The 18,337-nt window shown below is 48.1% G+C and carries 11 protein-coding genes and 1 pseudogene; 1 reads left to right on the top strand and 11 read right to left on the bottom strand.

Translation table 11 applies throughout. The annotated features are described in order from the left end of the window. Window positions 1–135 precede the first annotated feature (135 nt). The 11 genes and pseudogenes from JQN73_RS10520 to galE all read right to left on the bottom strand — a co-directional run. The gene (locus tag JQN73_RS10520) at window positions 136–1,197 is read right to left on the bottom strand and encodes a glycosyltransferase (RefSeq protein ID WP_205322966.1); all 1,062 of its coding nucleotides are present in this window, start codon (window positions 1,195–1,197) and stop codon (window positions 136–138) included. A gap of 128 nt (window positions 1,198–1,325) precedes the next feature. Continuing rightward, entirely contained in the window at window positions 1,326–2,342 is a 1,017-nt protein-coding gene (locus tag JQN73_RS10515) for a glycosyltransferase family 4 protein (RefSeq protein ID WP_205322965.1), read from the bottom strand. Window positions 2,343–2,836: 494 nt separating this feature from the next. Continuing rightward, entirely contained in the window at window positions 2,837–3,925 is a 1,089-nt protein-coding gene (locus JQN73_RS10510) for an EpsG family protein (RefSeq protein ID WP_205322964.1), read from the bottom strand. Window positions 3,926–4,116: 191 nt separating this feature from the next. Then, window positions 4,117–5,181: a glycosyltransferase gene (locus JQN73_RS10505; protein ID WP_205322963.1), complete on the bottom strand. Its 1,065-nt coding sequence runs from the start codon at window positions 5,179–5,181 to the stop codon at window positions 4,117–4,119. Between the two features lie 196 nt (window positions 5,182–5,377). Beyond that, entirely contained in the window at window positions 5,378–6,646 is a 1,269-nt protein-coding gene (locus JQN73_RS10500; protein ID WP_205322962.1) for a lipopolysaccharide biosynthesis protein, read from the bottom strand. Between the two features lie 80 nt (window positions 6,647–6,726). Further along, window positions 6,727–8,148, bottom strand: coding sequence for a mannose-1-phosphate guanylyltransferase/mannose-6-phosphate isomerase (locus JQN73_RS10495; RefSeq protein ID WP_205322961.1), 1,422 nt, complete (start codon window positions 8,146–8,148; stop codon window positions 6,727–6,729). A gap of 107 nt (window positions 8,149–8,255) precedes the next feature. After that, a complete protein-coding gene (locus tag JQN73_RS10490) occupies window positions 8,256–9,416 on the bottom strand; it encodes a glycosyltransferase (protein WP_205322960.1) in 1,161 nt (386 codons plus the stop codon). A gap of 503 nt (window positions 9,417–9,919) precedes the next feature. Continuing rightward, window positions 9,920–12,139 carry a polysaccharide biosynthesis tyrosine autokinase gene (locus JQN73_RS10485; RefSeq protein WP_205322959.1) on the bottom strand — a complete coding sequence of 740 codons (2,220 nt, stop codon included), beginning with the start codon at window positions 12,137–12,139 and terminating at the stop codon, window positions 9,920–9,922. Between the two features lie 25 nt (window positions 12,140–12,164). After that, window positions 12,165–12,602, bottom strand: coding sequence for a low molecular weight protein-tyrosine-phosphatase (locus tag JQN73_RS10480; RefSeq protein ID WP_205322958.1), 438 nt, complete (start codon window positions 12,600–12,602; stop codon window positions 12,165–12,167). Next, complete coding sequence (locus JQN73_RS10475) at window positions 12,599–13,675, bottom strand: polysaccharide biosynthesis/export family protein (RefSeq protein WP_240162503.1); 1,077 nt, start codon at window positions 13,673–13,675, stop codon at window positions 12,599–12,601. The genes JQN73_RS10480 and JQN73_RS10475 overlap by 4 nt, the downstream gene beginning before the upstream one ends. 748 nt (window positions 13,676–14,423) lie before the next feature. Beyond that, window positions 14,424–15,314 (bottom strand): annotated as a pseudogene (gene galE / locus JQN73_RS10470) (UDP-glucose 4-epimerase GalE); the annotation flags it as partial. 256 nt (window positions 15,315–15,570) lie between these two features. Between galE and JQN73_RS10465 the strand changes: the two are divergent. Beyond that, window positions 15,571–18,288 carry an EAL domain-containing protein gene (locus JQN73_RS10465; protein WP_205322957.1) on the top strand — a complete coding sequence of 906 codons (2,718 nt, stop codon included), beginning with the start codon at window positions 15,571–15,573 and terminating at the stop codon, window positions 18,286–18,288. Window positions 18,289–18,337: the final 49 nt, after the last annotated feature.

The raw sequence follows: 18,337 nt of genomic DNA, 5'->3' as shown, positions 1-18,337 counted from the left end.
TCATTGACAGTTTCAAAATATAAAATCGTTGCCGTGTGCAAACGCCGCGAAAAAAATTTTGCCGTAAATTTTTTCCATGACACATAAGAACGAACTCTTTCAGTCACACAGTCCAAGTAAGATATTTTTCGATTTCTATGACTCGGGCAGCAACTCAGCCCACCATTCAGATGGCGTCCGCAATCTCAACGTCGATTCAGGCTCACCTAAAAAACGTTTGACGGCCCTGGCTATTGAAACAGGCGAGAGCGGGTCAAATGTCTGAACGGGAACGCAAACATCACGCACAAAATCTAGTTCCGCAGCCAATATTGGTAACGACAGGTTGGCCGCTTCCACCAATGGCAAACCGAATGATTCGGAGGTTGAAGGAAAAATCATCGCGCTCGCGCTCGCATAAATTGCTAACACCTCATCGCGCCGACGCTGACCGAGATTAGTAATATTCAACTTGCCTTCAATGGCAGCAATTTCGATATGTCGAGTGAGCTCAGAATCGCGTGCGCCCAAAGTCAAAGCCAACGTTGGATATAAACCTTCCTGTGCCAATAGCTGCCAGGCCATCAGTAATATCCTGTGGTTCTTATGCGCTTCGCCATCGGCGGCATAGACAAAATCCCATACAGGAGAAGGCCTCTTATCCAGGGGGAAAACAGGTAAAGAATCAATAAACGGCAACACTTTGACTTCCGTAATAATCCGCGGGAATAATGCGCCGCACCAGTGCGTTACAGCTTGCTTCATCGATGGGGTTTGCACTATATATTGAGACACTCGGTAACGAAAAATTCTACTTACTATCCGCTCGGTCGAGAGACGCAAACCGGTCTTCCATGAAAACTGCTTCAAAGAATTCAGTCCCAGCAAAATACGGTTTTGTTGGAACAAAATTACCCTGCCCGAAATCGGCATTAGAGGAGGGAGTCCATGAAAACATAACACCGTGCTATCCACGACTGCTGATTTTCGCAAATCAAGTTCAGCCCTCAGACGCGACCTCATGTTTGCATCCACCCAGAACACCGTTGCGTCTGTGGGCGGCTCGAGGCGGTCATGCGCTCGGCGGTCTAGAAATACGGTCAGCGTCACCGACCGCGGCCAAGCAGCCAGTAATGCGCTTAGAAGAACAAAACCGCCCCCCGTATGGACATTTGGGGCATACAGAATGAATGTCCCGGTCCGTTTTTGTTCCTGCATGTTATTTTTCCTGGTTACTTCACTTCTCACGTTCGAAGTGATATTTAAATTCAAGCGACATGAATGTTTGGAAAAAGTAATGGCAACGGTGCACGGCGTTTTCATCAAACTCAGTTAGCTCAAAAGGTTTACTTAGACTGTCGACCAATACCCATTTTTTGTAATGGAACTCCGTCTTTGATTGAAGCATTGTTGAAGTTAGGACGACAATTGTAATAACTACTTTTCAACAACATCTGATCCCACATATCTTGAAAGACATTCGCCGTTACCGTTTCGGCATAACGCAGTTCAATCGTTTCGCGGCCTGCGCGCCCCATACGAATGTTTAATATGGGATCTGTACACAGTCGGGTCATTCGGTCAGCCAACGCCTCAGCATCATCTATAGGAACCAAAAAACCGTCGTTACTGTCCGTTAAAATTCCGTCGGGTCCGCCGCTAAGAGTTGAGACCACCGGAACGCCACACGCCATTGCCTCAAGCAAAACCACACCAAGTCCTTCTTCATCCGAAGGAAGAGCAAACATTAAGGCTTTTTGATACAGCTCGACGAGAGCCTGGAGCTTCGGACGCTCAACATATGAAATTCGGTGACGCAATCCTAGAGTTTCGGCGCGTTGCCAAAATGATGGGGGAGGACCTGACGCTCCAGCGAGCACTAATCTGACAGTGCTCTGAATCGCTTTCGGCATCCGCGAGTACGATTCCAGCAGCAGTCCAATGTTCTTACGTGGGTCGTCTAAGCGCCCTACACATAAAATATACTGATCATCTTCGATTGGACGTTTTGATAAAGGACAAAAGAGTTTCGCATCGATTCCCGGCGGAGCATATCGGAGATCGACCTGGCGCCCTGAATTCAAACGTTTAGCGTATTCAAACATCCAGGGATTTTCCACTTGAATAGCATCTACCTTGCGCAAGGCCAGATTATCTATCCTGTCCGTAACGCTAGTTAATACTTTGCGTAACCGCCCAGCTAAACCCTGAGGATTGCCATCCCGACGACGCCGTTCGACGCGGGCACGTGTGGCACACTGCACGGCCACCGGTTTTCCGAGGTCACAAACGGCGTTTGCCCACGCCGGTGAACCACAAACTACTTGAAGAATATCGCAGTCAGCCACCATACTGGTTAACATCCTTCGTGCACGGAAACGCTGGAACTCCAACTCACCCGCTATAGCACCGACATGGACGTACGGAATTCCATCCCAAGTACCATACGCTACCGTCGGCCCCCGGCCCCACGTAGAGGGACGGGTAATTCCAACATTGCATGGGTCATGCGCGGACGTAGCGAGCGATATGAGCTTTAAATCGTAGCGCTCTGTACTCAATATTGCATCTTTTACGAAACGGGCTACGGCCGATACGCCGCCCGTTTGCTCTACCGCAGGAACCACCAATCCAATGAGCGGCCTCATGCGAGAAATATGCCGGTAGGTGTGGCGGAACGCAAATGAATGGTGACGATACGTGTGTTTTTAATCATTTAAGTTTCTTCTTATAAGACTCGACTGGCTTTGTGTAAAAAATCAGCTTAGAGAATTAATCCGTCGTTCATTATTCCGTTTACAAATTATTTTTGTAGAAACATGTGCACATCGGATTTCAATAGCAATCGCCCACATTTTTAATACAAATCACGTATGAAATTAACGTTATAAAAAATAGATTTGTACGGAATAAATAAATCGAGAAATGGGTTTTGCGAAAAAGTAATAAATGCGGTGATTATAAGAAAGACGATAAGTAAAAGTTTTCGTATGTAATTTTGTACTAACGCCTCTACTTTCCCGCCAATAATCGCTACAAACAAAATTCCGAAATAGATATCCAGGCGAGAGTTAAATGCAGCCAGACCGTATAATCCAACGATGTATAAAATTATGCTTACGGAAGCACAAAAGGCGAAGAACATGAGTTTTTCTTTTTCTATACTAGTCAACCGCATGCGAAGACTCTTTGCTCCGAGAATAAAAATTCCACCTAGGACCATAAATTTTTTGGATAACGCTAGCACCGGCCGCATATTCCCAATCGAACTATCGAAGTAAGTCGAAAACCGGCCGCTATCGCTTTGTGTTAGTAGATTCATAAAACCCGAAAATTTCTGAACCAACACATAATTGGAAACAATTAACAGGCAGAACGCCGCCGTATAACCTTGCAAAGAAAGTCCATACACAAAGTAGAAAGGCAGAAAAATGAGAATTGTTTTATGGAACAACGCTCCGCAAAGTATTAAAGTACTAAATACAAACAAACGGCGTTCAATTAAATATTTGATAGATATAACCAGGAAAAATAGAGCAAGAAGTTGTCTATTCGAGCCAAGCATGGCATTTAAACTACCATAGAGTAATACTATAGATATAGGCCGTGAGTTGCTAATTTTGAATACTGAATAATAGACACCAAAATATATAATCACGGCATGGATAACGGTGAAAAATGTATAGTTATCCCACATACTTTTTATTGCCCAAACGAGATATTGATAGCCTATTTCAAAATTTTGATAATCCGTAAAACTAGCGTTATCAAAACTGTTGAAATGTTGATAATAAGGAAGCCAATCTGTTCCTGTTTCGATCCTTAGCCCATCAATTAAAACTCCGGCAACAAGCCCAGCGATAACAAACCTGTGTGTGAGAGTTTTTGGCCAATTAATTGACAGCACCGCGACAACAGAAAAATAAATAAGCAGCGATAAAAACATTAGAAGGTCCTGAATGAATCAGTATTAAAAATTGGCTGAGAAATAGCAGGGAAATCAGAACCATCCTTATCTCCAATTATCGGAATAAAAAGAACTCCGGTTCTTCCGAATGACGAATGATCGGTTCGTGGTCAATTCACGCTCAACCTCAGTCGACGAATTCCACGGTAGATAATCGTGCTGGACGCTTATTAATCCCTATATTGAATTTGAGGTACTGGAAAGCCGTCACTGGTACCAGCGAGTGTGCCGAGCATCATTTCTAAACGTAGCGCATAGGTATGGTCCTTGTGAGCGCGACCCATACCGGCCTCGCCGATACTTTGCCGCTCTGCTTCGCGAGGTAGCCAATAATCTATTTTTTGCTTCAGATCTGAGATGCTTCGAAACGTGATTAGCTCTTTTTCGTCTTCGAATAATTGGCTCAAACCTGGCTTCCAATCCACCATCTGAAAAGCGCCTGCACCTGCCGCTTCAAAGCAGCGGACATTTACGCCCCATGTCTCGCCATAATGAAGATTATTAACAACAATCTTGGCACCTCTAAACGCTCTTACTTTTTCTTGGTCATATACGCTTCTGCCTTGATGCATCGGGGCGACTTTGCCCGCAGCCATCCATAAGGGTGCCGGATTTCCCCATAGTTTGACGTCGTAATCGACCAGATTTTTGTAAAACGCCACACGCCAAGAGTGTTGATTACCCGCCGTTGTGATGTCACATTTGTAATCACGACTCTGGCCAATATCCTTTTCTTGTAGCCAATGACGCTCCGGGTTGAAGCACTCTGGTAAGTAATAAACCGGACTTTTCAGCACATCACTTAAGACATGGACGATATAAGGGTCCTTAAAAAAGAGCGCATCATAGGGAGCATTCATAAAAAACGCTTTGCCGAAATTCGTAACCGCATCGGGAAACCACATGACTATTTGTGCGCTGGTACGTCGTTTCAGCTCGGTAACTTCGACCGGCCAAAGAAAGTCATAACAGACCACGATCAAGTCCAGGGGGCCTTCATCCGCTATTTGCCATAGCCGTTTTATCCGTCGGGCGCGGATCTCCGGCACAGAGTCAGTAGCGGAGTGGATGACCCCATGAACCTGGTTCAGACGATGCCCGAATCGCCCACCGATTCGATTGCGTTTGTAACCTGGCTCGAAGCGCCGCACGGCGTGTCCCATGGCTGCAAAAGTTTCGGATATATGTAAAGCAAAATCTTCCGTGTAAAACTTGCCAATAACGAGGATATTCATTAATTGTCCACCGCGCCTGGATGACTATTAAAGTTATTTAGAACCATTTTTACGAGCTTATATTTCATCATTATTTTTTAAGTTACCGTCGTATGAAAATAGACTTAGAATTTATTGCGCTAATTTTTTAGGCCGGCTGTAATGAGTATCGAGAATGCGGTTGAATAGAGAGCCGATTCTTTTACAAATTCCGTCGTTATCTACGCCCGTTTAACAACCAATTCCTTGCGAATAAGAACGAAACAATAAGTTGAACTCCATAGTAAAGAGGCACAGCTTGAGCCGCGCCCTTTAGTCCCCCAATTTTTATGCATAAGTAGCCAAACGCAACGGCGAGAATCGCACTTGAAGTCTCAATAAACAAAACATTACGGGTTGCTTCATTGGCGTAACAAACTGTATTTGCTATATGAGACAAGATAAGCAATGCGTATCCTCCCATCAGCCATGGAAGTAAAAACGAAACTGTACGGTAATTTTTTCCAAGTAAAATGTAGGCCAGCCGGTGGTGTCCAAAACAAGCAAGAACGAAAGCGACAGTCGATCCTAATAGGATCAAAACTACCCATTTAATTAAATAACCATGAGCTGTGCGCATTTCCCCTCTTACTAAAGAGGTTTGATACGCTGGCCGAATAATATTTTCGACAATGCTTCCGAACATCAGCATAGGGCGGCTAGCTAAGCCATAAATTGCGACATACAGACCCACATCGGCGGGAGACAAAAATGCGCCGATCATAAAACGGTCCGCCATACCCGAAACCCAGCCGAGGATCCCGAGAGGAAGCAGGGGCAACGTATACTTCCAAAATCTGCGCGCCAGAGCGGACTGCTCTGAAAGGGGCGTAATCTCTCTTTCTTCGTTTGGAACAAATCGCTTCATTATTAGCCAAGTACATAAGGATGCGAACAGATAGCCAGCAAGTATGACAACCAGACTAGTGCCCATAACCGATACCAGTAACCACGCTAACAGTGGACGCCCCCAAGCGTCTGCGACTGCCCACACACCATAGGCGCGGTGTGCACTGCTCGCATTTAGTAAGGCATTGCTTTGCAATCGAAGTATTTCGACAACCACCAAGCACACTAACAATCCAATCTCGGTTGCGCCGATCCATCCGAATATAAGAGTCGTAACCATACCCACAAGGACAACTGGAGATGCCCATATCAAGAGTTTGACGAGTTGGCGCAATGCCACTGTCTTCACCAACTCGCCTTTCCCATCCAAACGGTATTCTGGGTAGTATCGCAACATGGCTTGCATAGTTGGATTGGCTATGCCGGCGGCAATCAGCGCAACGATGCCCAATAACAAACTGAATTCCCCAAAGATACGCGGCGACAGTATTTGCGTAAGCAAGCGAATTCCTGCCAATTGACCCAAGGCCGCCAAGGCTTGCAAGCTGCTCAGCCACATCCCGTCTGACAATAATGATCGGGAACCGAGTCGAGTCATAACGTCCTCGCCATGTTATCTTTTCCCTTTTTCAAACCCATGATTCCCACTGCACAAAAAGCCGCTCTCCTGCTCACAATTTAGACTCGACCGTATTGATCTTCCAGACGCACGATGTCGTCCTCGCCTAAATAGGCACCAGACTGAATCTCGATTAACTCCAATGGAACTCTTCCCGGATTTTCCAGCGAATGAACAACGCCGAGGGGGATATGCGTGGATTGATTCTCCGTCAAAAAAAATTGAGCGTTACCGTTCGTGATCTTGGCAGTACCCGTAACGACTATCCAGTGCTCGGCACGGTGATGGTGCAATTGAAGGGATAGTTTTCCGCCAGGCTTAACCTTAATACTTTTTACCTGGAAACGAGCGCCGTTCCAGATGGCGTCATAAGAACCCCAGGGACGAAAAATTTCGCGATGATTTGGCACCTCGGGACGCATTTCCAATGCTAATTTACTGACCATTTTTTTTGTATCTTGGGCGTGCTCCGTGTTCATAACCAATATGGCATCGGCGGTCTCTACTACCACCACATTACGAAGCCCGATAGCTGTGACCAAGCGCGAGGTCCCATGTACAAGACAGTCATGGCAATCCTGCAAAATAACGTCGCCATGGATTGCATTATTATTGCGATCCCTCTGCGAAGCTTCCAATACCGATGCCCATGATCCGATGTCGCTCCAATCAGCATCCAGCTTCACCATCGAAGCCTTCTTGGTTTTCTCCATTACTGCGTAGTCGATCGATATATCGGGATTTAATGCATACGCCTGGCCATTTAATCGAAGAAAATCGAGATCCTTAATCGCTGCCGTTACTGCGCTATTACACGATTCAACAATCTCAGGATGAAATTGCCCTAACTCCTCTAGATAGCGACTCGCACGGAACATGAAGATACCGCTGTTCCAATAATACTCACCGCTCGCCATATATCGCTCCGCAGTGGCACGATCCGGCTTCTCTTTGAATTCCATTACCCGAAGAACTTTATCGGACTCACTGCCACGCGTACGAATGTAGCCATACCCGGTCTCCGGATGGCGCGGAGTAATACCAAATGTCACGAGGTCTCCACTTAAGGCGGCCTGCGTCGCATCACTTACCGCTGCACGAAAAGCAACAACGTTTTTTATAATGTGATCCGATGGCAATATCAAGAGAAGAGGATCCTCTCCTTTAGATAAAGCATGTAGGGCAGCCGCGGCAATAGCCGGGGCTGTGTTCCGCCGCATGGGCTCAAGCAAAATCGTCGCATTCTCTATGCCGATTTCACGTAATTGTTCTGCCGCGATAAACCGTGATGTTTCGTTGAGCACCAGAAGGGCCGGCTCTACGCCATCAACGACCTTCAGTCTACGCAACGTTTGTTGTAGCAGCGAATCGGAACCAAGCAGGCGTATGAACTGCTTAGGGTAAGACTCGCGGGAGAGTGGCCACAACCGTGTACCGGAACCGCCGCATAGGATTACCGGCAGTATCTTCAATGTGCTCATGGAAATGTTTTCGCTTTTGATACTATGTTTAGTTTCATGCTTTAATGCACGAAATTTCCTTGGATCAGGTTAGAAAGTTACGAACGAAGTATCCCTAAAATACTGACTCATTCATTTCGTCCACCATTTGCAATAATCGACAAGTCAACTCCGGATATCTGAATCGCGCGCCACCGCCCCCGCACCAAGCGTGCATAGACCACCAGATATAATCCAATCTGTGCCAGCACCACAGCCACAGCGCCAACAATGGTACTGCCTAGCAATAGCGAGGCGACTGCCATCACCGCGATCCATGTTCCGACAAAACAAACTACCGTGGCATTTCTGATCCAGGGTTTACTCGGATTAGGACGTAGTAACCGACACACCAGACGGCGATAAATGAGCGTGTGAAGATGAAGACAGTCGGGGTGCCCGGGGTCTGATTTTCGAATAATTCTTCTGCGATAGATGCTGAATAAAACCTCAATTACCGGGTAGGCGCAGATCGCCAAGAGCTGCCAGGCATTGATGGATGGATTTCTTATTAACAGCAAGACCGCGACTTCGGATACCCAGAACCCTAAAAGATAGGCTCCCCCATCCCCCACAAATATCCGTCCGGTCGGATAGTTCACTAGCAAAAAACCAAATGCCGCAGCGGCCCCGATCACGGCGAGCTGGGTGACAAACATGTCCCCTTGTATCCAGGCGAGAAATCCCATCGCAGACAATATGATAATGACCGTACTCGCCGCAATTCCGTGAAAGCCATCGATGATGTTAATGGCGTTGGTTCCTCCGGCGACTACGAATGCTGTCACAACAATGGCGACCGGGGCGATTGTTAGCAGTGTGTCGAAACCCCAGATATCCAGGCTAACGATGGTGGCTCCCAGGAGCCAGCTGGCGAGGAGTGCAGAAAAAATGCTTGCGCCGAGTCGCGCTCTGACAGAAACTTTTTTCGTCAAATCTTCCACCGTTCCGGCAACAAAAATCGGGCTGGCCGCGAGCAAAAGTTTGAACGCATCCCGTATGCCGGAAGCTGCAGCAAGAAATGGATCGGTGAGTGTTAGCAGCAACAACGTAAATGTAATTCCCGTTATGACAGCAATTCCGCCCACACGGGGTACGGCGACAGTATGAAATTTTTGGACACCGGAGACGTCGTGGTCTAACGAATGTTTTCCGTGCCACTTTTGTGAGGCAACGATTACTACGCTTGCAACGAAGCTTGCCGATGCGGCAGCTAAAGCTGTGCCGGCAATACTCAGGCTCGAGATCATAAACCTCTCCGATCCACGTTTGTATCATTTGACGTGACAGGCATGTAGTTGGCTCTTGGAAGCCTACGAAGATACATACTCAGTTGAACGCAAAAAAATGGAACCGCAGCGTGCAAGGAATGGTCATATTTTTGAGTGAAAATAATTTTCATCATTTTGTTTTTTTATAGACTTAATTTTTAACCAATAAGTTGAAACAAATGTGGCGGAAATGGCTTATTTGATCTCAATTTATTGCGATTTTATGGCGTTGTTCGGGGACTCGGTTGAATCAAGGTACCGCTGCATCATTGCAATTTATAGCGTGCGAAAAATACGGTTCGAACACGTACGCTCGATGCTATACAAATCGCTATTCGACCGTCATCGCGCCTACGCAACAAAGACAGACTTCAGCGAGACGTATCGGATCAAAATATCTAAATTTTTCCCACCATTTTTCGAGGCCGCATAGAGGGAAGCAGCACGCCGCTTAGCGACATCTGCTTTCCGCCTCATCTATATCAATATTTATATTGGGTGTACCGATATTTGCCGTACTTGGCGCCATATCCATAGCTACCCGGTCGGCGCTTAATATCATTAAACAATATGCCTTTCACCGGAATTCCGGTGTAGCTGCATCGCTTGATCGACTCTTTAATATCGCCGATGGTGCTTTGTCCAGCACGCGTAACCATAAAGACCGCACCGACCAGCGGTCCAAGTATCAGGGTGTCCGAAACAGCCAGAACAGGTGGCGTGTCTATCAGGATGTAATCGTAGCTGCCGGATAAGGATTGGAGAAATTGCGCCATATTCTCGTGCAATAACAATTCAGCCGGATTTGGAGGCAAGCGGCCCGTGGCGATAAAGTCGACATTTGTTACGACGCTTGTATGCACCACTTGTTCCAGTGTGCAGGAACCGGCAACGAGTTCCGAGAGACCGTTGTCCCGACCAAAACCAAAGTACTGATGCAAATATCCTTTGCGTAAGTCAGCATCAATCAGCAAAACTTTTTTCCCTGCGACCGCCAACACGGCAGCGATATTGACAGAGACAAATGATTTCCCCAGGCCCGGTGTCGGGCCCGTGATCAGGATAATATTATTTTTTGCGTCCAGCATCGAAAATTGTAAAGAGGTGCGGAAGCTTCGCAGACTTTCGATCGCCGTATCGGCAGGATCGATTTGCGCTAATACGGAATTTTGTGGGGACCTGGCAAGCACACGCTGATACAAAGATTCCTGCTGCTTGCTGTGCGGTATATTTGCATATACGGTGAGGCCAAGATTTTGCTCAATATCATGGGCATCGCTGATACCACCGAACAGCGATTTTTTAATAAATGCGGCGACCACACCAGAAAACAAACCGATCAATAACGCGACCAACATCACCATCGGCCGGTTAGGTTTGATCGAGTGTTCCGGTACCATGGCTGCATCCACCAGGCGCACGTTTCCTATTTTTCCTGCCTTGACCAGGCGCAGTTGCTGGGCACTGTTTAATAACGCCGTGTATAAATCGGTGTTCAATTTAACGTCGCGGGTTAGACGCAGTACATCTTGCTCGACTAATGGCAGCTGTTTAATTTGCGTGACGATTGCCTGCATTTCGGCCGTTATTTCTTTCATCTGGCTATCTATTCCTACCACGGCCGGATGCGCGGGCGTAAAGCGGACCAGCAACTCTTCTCTTTTCTGCTTCAGCTCAATCAATTTGGTTTGAGCGGCGACGGATTGCTGCAACAACATTTTGCCCTCTTCGCCTAAATCAACCGTCCCGCTGATGTTCCGGAATTGATTAAATTTAGTCTCGGACTGTTCCAGCTGACGCTTTAGAGCCGGGAGTTGCTGATCCAGGAAGCTAAGTGATTTTTCTGCTTCTGCCGATTTGCGCTCTACGTTCTGACGGACGTATTCGCGACCGATTTCGTTCAGTATGTTGCTGGTTAGCGTGGGGTTTGTGCCTTCCAACGTGACGTTAATAATGCCAGACTGCTTGCCTCTTTCGCCAATGCCCATGGCATTTTGTAGTTTTTCGATGGCACCTAAACGAGAGGTCGCGCTCAATATAAATTGGGTGCCCGGGCGAGCCGATATGCGGTCGACGCGCAGCTCTATGTTGCCGCCTTCTTCACTAACTTTCAGCGTGGATCCAACACTGCCTTTTAATCTAAGATCGTCTTTGCTTTCATTGACCGTGTATTGTCCATTGGCCCCGACTGTGAGCACAAATTCCCGGCCCTCCAGAAATTCTGGCACGATGAATGTAGAAACATCAATTTTTTCAGCGCCCCATGCGTAGCCGCCATAACCGAATAGCCCAGGCTCAGACAGTTTTTTGTTACCGCCAGCAAGCCAGGATCCCACCATTGGGAAATATTTTGGATGTACCGAAACGTTCAGCCGCAGATTGTCGACAGCATGCGCTACCACCATACGCGAACGGAGAATTTCCATTTCCGATGACGCCGCCGTTTTAACGTCGAACATTGATGACATATCACCCAGGATATTCTTGGACGAGTTGGGGCTATCCTCAACCTGCACCATCATGTTGGCTTCGTAAATAGGTTTGGCAATAAACGCGTATGCGGTTCCCAGTAGAGCAATCACCAACGTGATACTGGCGATTAGCCAGCAATTATCTAAAAGAATATCGAGGTAAGTTGCCAGATCGATTTCGTCATCGTCCGGGATGTTAATGGGAACTAATTGCTGAATGGGTTGATTCATCGTGATGACTATTTAAACGGTTCTATTAATTGATATGTACGAGGCGCTTAACCAGCGCGTCAACGCCTTGCGCAATAAGGCCATAGGTCTGACGAAAAACGTCCAGACTCTCCCGGTACGGATCGGGAATGTCATACTTATCAAATTCCCCTAAACGGAAGACCTTGCCTTTGGATGTCGTATATTTTTGTTCGATGAATCGTTTTTGTTCCAGGTCCATCGTTAAGATGATATCGGCCTCGTTGACCATCCACGCCGCCAAACTCTGAGCACGATGGGCGTTAATATCAATGCCCTGCTCCTGAGTAAGCTGAACTGCAAATGGATCTGCGGGATGACCAATCATCGCCCCGATTCCAGCAGATCGCACCGAGGTTTCCGGCAAAGCGTGCTTCAGCAGCCCTTCAGCAATAGGGCTGCGGCAGATGTTGCCGATGCAAATGACCAGAATGTTCTTAATCATTTGGTGACCTGCACCGCACCGGTTAAGGATTGGGCGCTAGGCACTAGCAGCGCGATCACGCGCGCCCAGTTGGCAAGCGAGGAAGCGTCAACATAGACGACGTCTTTGGCTTTGAGCTCAAAATTTTCAGCCAGCGCCAGCGCCACCGGGGAGCGAGCGTCAAGGTTGTAGATGATCGGATGCATGTCCGCTGCATTGCGCACGACATACACTTGCCGGCCCTCGGCGCTTAATTGATTGAGACCGCCAGCGTCGCCCAGCGCTTCATTGAGCGTAAGCCGCCCATTGCGCAGCGTCAGCGTCGTTGGACGAGTCACTTCGCCCAGTACGAATACCTTGCTTTCCTCTCGCGCAATGACGCGCACAACGTCACCATTTTTCAACAAAATGCTGGCAGGATTGATGCCTTTATCCAGGAGTTGTGGAAGATTCACCCGATAGGTAGTTCCGGCCCGGCTGACGTCTATCTGACTTTGATCGCCCGTCGGCAGGAAGCCGCCTGCGCGGCTCACCGCCTCCATCAACGTCATCGGCAAATCATTAATACTCTGAATGCCCGGCGTTTTGACTTCGCCATCGATATAGATACGTTTGCTACGATAGGCCTGGACGCGTAGCGTAAGGTCCGGCTTTTTCAGATAGTTCTTCAGTTGCCGGGTCAACAGCGTGCGTGCTTGTGCCTCGGTCAGTCCAGCCAGTTTGAGTGGACCCGCATACGGAAACTGCACCAATCCATCCTGATCAACCACAAACCCGGGGGTATTCGTAGCGCCGACGTCAGAGGCCCCGGCAGCGCTGATTGTGGTCGAACTAGTCATCACCGGAGTGGAAAGTTCAGGATGATCCCACACCACGATAGAAAGGACATCGCCGCTACCGATCAAATAGGGCATCGGCGTAGCGACCAGTTGGCTAATATCTTGACTTGCCTGTTTCTCACGAGTAATCTTGTCTGCTTGCAACAACTGCGGCGTAATGGATTTCAGAACCGGCGTAACGCCAGGGGCCGCTGATTGCGAGGCTTGCTCACGATCTTGATCGGATAGCGTCTGAGATACATTTTGCTTGTCCATGCGCATGCCAGGAGCGTACGCGCAGGCAGATAACAAGGGAATTAACCCGATGACGATACCCCACCGTTTAATGGCGGTCCTGGACAAGAAATACATGAGGTAATTCAACCTGAGATACAAGCCTGAAAGGCTTAATGTTGCAGACGCACTAGCGGCCAAATGTATACGCCGGCCTACGGCGCACATCCAAATTTTAGTGCCCAAGTTCAATAAAACGTATTGAAATGGCATTCTACAAGATTTCTTAGGCTCAACATTATGCTGCATGCGAATACGTCTCAAAAAAACCACGAGAAATAAAAATAATTAATTTTCTTATGAGAAATTGCATAAAAACAATAAATATGCTAATTAATTAGGCAGAAAATAGACTGTGCAGCTCACGGATGTGCACAGCCTCTCAACGGTTCCGTTGAAAAAGGCCTGAAAAAAATAGGGAACGAATGAATTCGATGAGAAGCATGCGCCTGTCTGACGCGCTCAACATAGCAAATAAATTACTTAGTTGATAATTGTTGTATTAAGTCGGCTTTCCCGAACGAAGTATTTGACGAACGCCGTGCGGAGCTTAAGATCACCATTTGAACGGCGGATCAATCGGTTCGGATCAAACACGATCCCACGCCAGGCTGAGTGCCTTAGCTCAGCCGCTCCAGTGCTGACTTCGCAGCCACTCAAATAACTCGTCAAGCAGCATGATCCGGGACTTAGTAGCGCGCAGTTTCTGCTTCAAAAGAATGGCCAGGTGTCACTGACTTTCAGCCTCAAAACCCGCTGGGTTAAGCGACTGCCATTTCCAGGAGTCGGCACACATTGCTGCCAAATCTTTTTCCGCCCGCCAGTCAAGCAGTTCAGCAGCCAATCGCGAATCGGCGTAGTACGATGCAATACCGCCTGGGCGGCGCGGTACCAGATCGTAGGGCACAGTTTGCCCGCTGGCTTTCTCATAAGCAGCGATGACTTCGAGAACGCCGTAACCACAACCGGTTCCTATATTGGCAGTAATGCTTTGGCCTCTTTTTTACAGACAACTTAATGCCGCAAGATGCGCCTTGGCGAGATCGACCACATGAATATAATCACGTACGCCAGTACCGTCGATAGTCGGATAATCGGATCCAAACACCGACTATTTAGCCGCCCGTCTGGCGGCTACCCGCGCGATATAAGGCATGAGATTGTTAGGCGTCCCACGCGGGTCTTCACCGATCAATCCACTTACATACGCGCCAACAGGATTGAAATACCTTAGGAAAGCGACTTTCCAATGTTCGTTCGCCTCAGCCAGATCGCGCAAAATCTGCTCTCCCATTAACTTGGTGCGTCCGTATGGATTGCTTGCACGAAGAGGGAAATCTTCTTTGATTGGCACGGTCTCAGGATTGCCGTACACCGTGGCCGGGGAACTGAAAACGAATTGATTGACATTAGCACTCTGCATCACGCCGCAGAGGGTTAGCAAAGCACCTAAATTGTTTGCATAATATTCAACCGGCTTTGCAACCGATTCACCGACTGATTTCAGCGCGGCAAAATGAATTGCAGCGGCAATTTGATGATCGTTAAATAGCCGTTCGGTTGCGCTGCGGTCACACAAATCCGCCTCAACAAAATGTGGCTTTAGCCCTGTGATTTTCTGATCAGATTGCATAATTAACACAGTACGAACGCCAATCGCGTCTTATAAAGGTTAAAAATCAGGTACAAAGCGGCCGGATAATTGATCAAATGATTCGACGATGTCATTTCCCGTCAAATTCTCCGGAAAAAAAGTTCAGCGCGTGCTAATCTTTCCAAATAGAACTATTTAAAAACGTTTCCGGCTGAAACTCTAAACCAAAAAAACGATCTTTTATGCCAATAGCACCAAGCTCGCCCAAACGAAAAACATTGTAATGCCTATCATTCGCCCTACTGAACATCTTGGCCGAATGGCTACAAGTTTCGGATTTCTCCGAGGCAGGCTTCGCATCATCGCAATCTGGCCAATCATTGGCCTGGTGCTTGCGGCCACCATTTGGCAGATTACTTCTTCTCAAATCGAAAAACAAAAACAGACGCTTCTCAAGAACGGCGCCAAAGAAGTCGCTTTATTATCCGGCGCCTATGCTGAACAACTCGCACGACCGCTTGAGCAAATCGACCAAATTACACGCAATCTCAAATATTACTGGGAGACCGGCGGGGGCACGTTAAGACTGGAAGATCAAACGCGGGCGGGTCTTTATCCCGTCACCGACATGTTGTATGTCACCATTGCGAACCGCCACGGCGACATTGTCAGCACCACTTTACCGCGGAACAGAGTAAACCTGGCGCAGCGTGATTATTTCCTGATCCTTCAAAAAAGTGACAACAACCAATTCGTCATCACCAAACCCTCCATCGGCGCTGGCTCCGGGAAAATGATTATTCGCTTTTCCCGCCGACTAAATGCTAAAGATGGCGCGTTCGACGGGATCGTGATGGTATCGGTTGAGCCTGGATATTTTTATAGCCCGACTGTCGATGCAGCGCTCGGGAAAAATGGCTTTCTCGCCTTTCGAACGATGGACGGGGTCGTACTGGCGAAAAGAATGGGCGAAAACATCCGTTCCAACGCAACGGTCTACAAAGCTTCACCGGTGATTACAACTGCGCTTGGCCTCCGACACGTGGAGAGCAATCGATTCATCGACGGCCGCTCGCGCATCGTTGCGTGGCAACGCATCAAAAACTATCCACTTGTGGCGGTAGCCGGTTTATCCGAAGATGAGGTTCTGCTGCCTCTGCAAGCGATCTCCCACGAGCAAAGGTTGCTGGCGTTGGGTCGCATTGCCAGCGTGCTGATTTTTGCTTTCATTGCCGTCTTTTTCACCGGTCGGCTGGCCTGGCGCAAGTATCAATTTACGCAGGTTCGTGAGGCATATGGCATTTCCAGCGAAGGGGGCACCGAAGGCTTCTTCATGCTTGCAATACAACGTCGGCGCGGAGGCAACCCTGTCGACTTTATTATCGTCGACTGTAACGAACATGGGGCGGCACAGTACGGGTCGTCAAGAGATGAGCTGATGGGAAGACGTCTTTCCAGCGTGTACGCCAACCGCTCTTATTTTGAACAGTTGATGCGGACTTATGTCGAAGCAATCAAACTCAATTTTTACGAGGACGATTTTTTAATTCCCCCTGAAAGCCCTCTGAAAATGACCTGGGTGCATCGAAAAATGATGCGTTCAAACGCTGGGTTAGCACTCACCTTGCGCGATATAAGCGAAAACAAAGCGCATGAACAAGCGCTATTAGTCATGGCAAATTCGGATGCATTAACCGCCCTCCCCAATCGTCATTGGTTAATGGAGTTTTTGCCACTGGCGATCAACCGCGCACGCAACGGACAGACTTCGTTAGCCTTACTATTCGTTGATCTGGATGATTTCAAGAATATTAACGACACAATGGGCCACGCAGCCGGCGATGAATTGCTGCAAGCGGCCGCCGCGCGCCTTCGTTCGGTCATTCGTCCTTGTGACAATGTGGTACGCCTTGGCGGCGATGAATTCACCATTATTCTTGAAAGCCCCGACGATACTGCCATGGTCGAAAGTGTCAGCCAACGGGTCATAGCGGCCCTTAGAAAGCCCTTCTTTCTATCTGGCCAAAGCAGCCATGTTGTGTGCGCATCGATTGGTATCAGTATCTTTCCAAAAGATGGCGACGACGTTGAGACGCTGATTAAGCATGCCGACATTGCCATGTATGCTGCAAAAGCAAATGGCAAAGCCAGCTATCAGTTCTTCCGACCGCAACTATCTCAAAATTTGGTAGTCCGACTGAACAATGAGCAAGGGTTGCGCTCAGCCATTGAAAGTGACGAATTCGTCCTTTATTATCAGCCGCGGGTAGATACTGCCAGCGGTGAGCTTCGCAGCCTTGAAGCACTGGTGCGCTGGGTCCATCCAACCCGTGGAATGGTCCAGCCGGATGAGTTCATACCTCTGGCCGAAGAGACTGGGCTCATTGTCAAACTCGGCGAACTGGTTGTCAAAAAGGCGTGTGCTCAGTTAGCTCGCTGGAAAGCAGACAATGTACCGCTCGTACCGGTGTCAATCAACGTCTCGTCACCGCAGTTCAATCAGGGAAATTTTGACACGGTGCTGGCATCGCATATGCATCGCTATGAGATTGATCCGTCGCTGGTCGAAGTCGAGCTCACGGAATCTTGCATGATGGGCGAAGATCAGGCGATATTCACGCAACTTGCGGCGCTTAAGTCATTGGGTATCAAACTGCTGCTGGATGATTTTGGTACCGGGTATTCGTCGCTGTCGCAGCTACAACGGCTGGATCTCGACATTCTGAAAGTCGACCGCGCCTTCACCGCAAAATTGGGTGACGGCAAGGAGGGCGAAGTATTTTTTATGGCGATCATTTCCATGGCGCATGTCTTAAACATGCGCGTCGTTGCTGAGGGCGTGGAAACGCTTGAACAGCTTCATATATTGCAGGAACTATCCTGTAACGAAATTCAAGGCTATTATATTTCCCGACCTGTGCCTGCCAATGAAATCGAAAAGCTCATGTATAAGCGCTTTCTTTTCCCTGAAAACGCCACACTCACAGAAAAAACCGGGTAACACGTCAGCGTTACCCGATGATGCTGCATTATCTGATGCCATAGATTCA

Origin of the sequence: Glaciimonas sp. PAMC28666 (genome assembly GCF_016917355.1) — a bacterium.
Lineage (GTDB): Bacteria > Pseudomonadota > Gammaproteobacteria > Burkholderiales > Burkholderiaceae_D > Glaciimonas.
This window is presented reverse-complemented; position numbering and strand designations above follow the sequence as displayed.

What these genes read in the sequence shown, in the direction of transcription:
- JQN73_RS10520 (WP_205322966.1), bottom strand. Translation starts at nt 1,197, where the DNA reads ATGCAGGAACAAAAACGGACCGGGACATTCATTCTGTATGCCCCAAAT.
- JQN73_RS10515 (WP_205322965.1), bottom strand. Translation starts at nt 2,342, where the DNA reads ATGTTAACCAGTATGGTGGCTGACTGCGATATTCTTCAAGTAGTTTGT.
- JQN73_RS10510 (WP_205322964.1), bottom strand. Translation starts at nt 3,925, where the DNA reads ATGTTTTTATCGCTGCTTATTTATTTTTCTGTTGTCGCGGTGCTGTCA.
- JQN73_RS10505 (WP_205322963.1), bottom strand. Translation starts at nt 5,181, where the DNA reads ATGAATATCCTCGTTATTGGCAAGTTTTACACGGAAGATTTTGCTTTA.
- JQN73_RS10500 (WP_205322962.1), bottom strand. Translation starts at nt 6,646, where the DNA reads ATGACTCGACTCGGTTCCCGATCATTATTGTCAGACGGGATGTGGCTG.
- JQN73_RS10495 (WP_205322961.1), bottom strand. Translation starts at nt 8,148, where the DNA reads ATGAGCACATTGAAGATACTGCCGGTAATCCTATGCGGCGGTTCCGGT.
- JQN73_RS10490 (WP_205322960.1), bottom strand. Translation starts at nt 9,416, where the DNA reads ATGATCTCGAGCCTGAGTATTGCCGGCACAGCTTTAGCTGCCGCATCG.
- JQN73_RS10485 (WP_205322959.1), bottom strand. Translation starts at nt 12,139, where the DNA reads ATGAATCAACCCATTCAGCAATTAGTTCCCATTAACATCCCGGACGAT.
- JQN73_RS10480 (WP_205322958.1), bottom strand. Translation starts at nt 12,602, where the DNA reads ATGATTAAGAACATTCTGGTCATTTGCATCGGCAACATCTGCCGCAGC.
- JQN73_RS10475 (WP_240162503.1), bottom strand. Translation starts at nt 13,675, where the DNA reads ATGGACAAGCAAAATGTATCTCAGACGCTATCCGATCAAGATCGTGAG.
- JQN73_RS10465 (WP_205322957.1), top strand. Translation starts at nt 15,571, where the DNA reads ATGCCTATCATTCGCCCTACTGAACATCTTGGCCGAATGGCTACAAGT.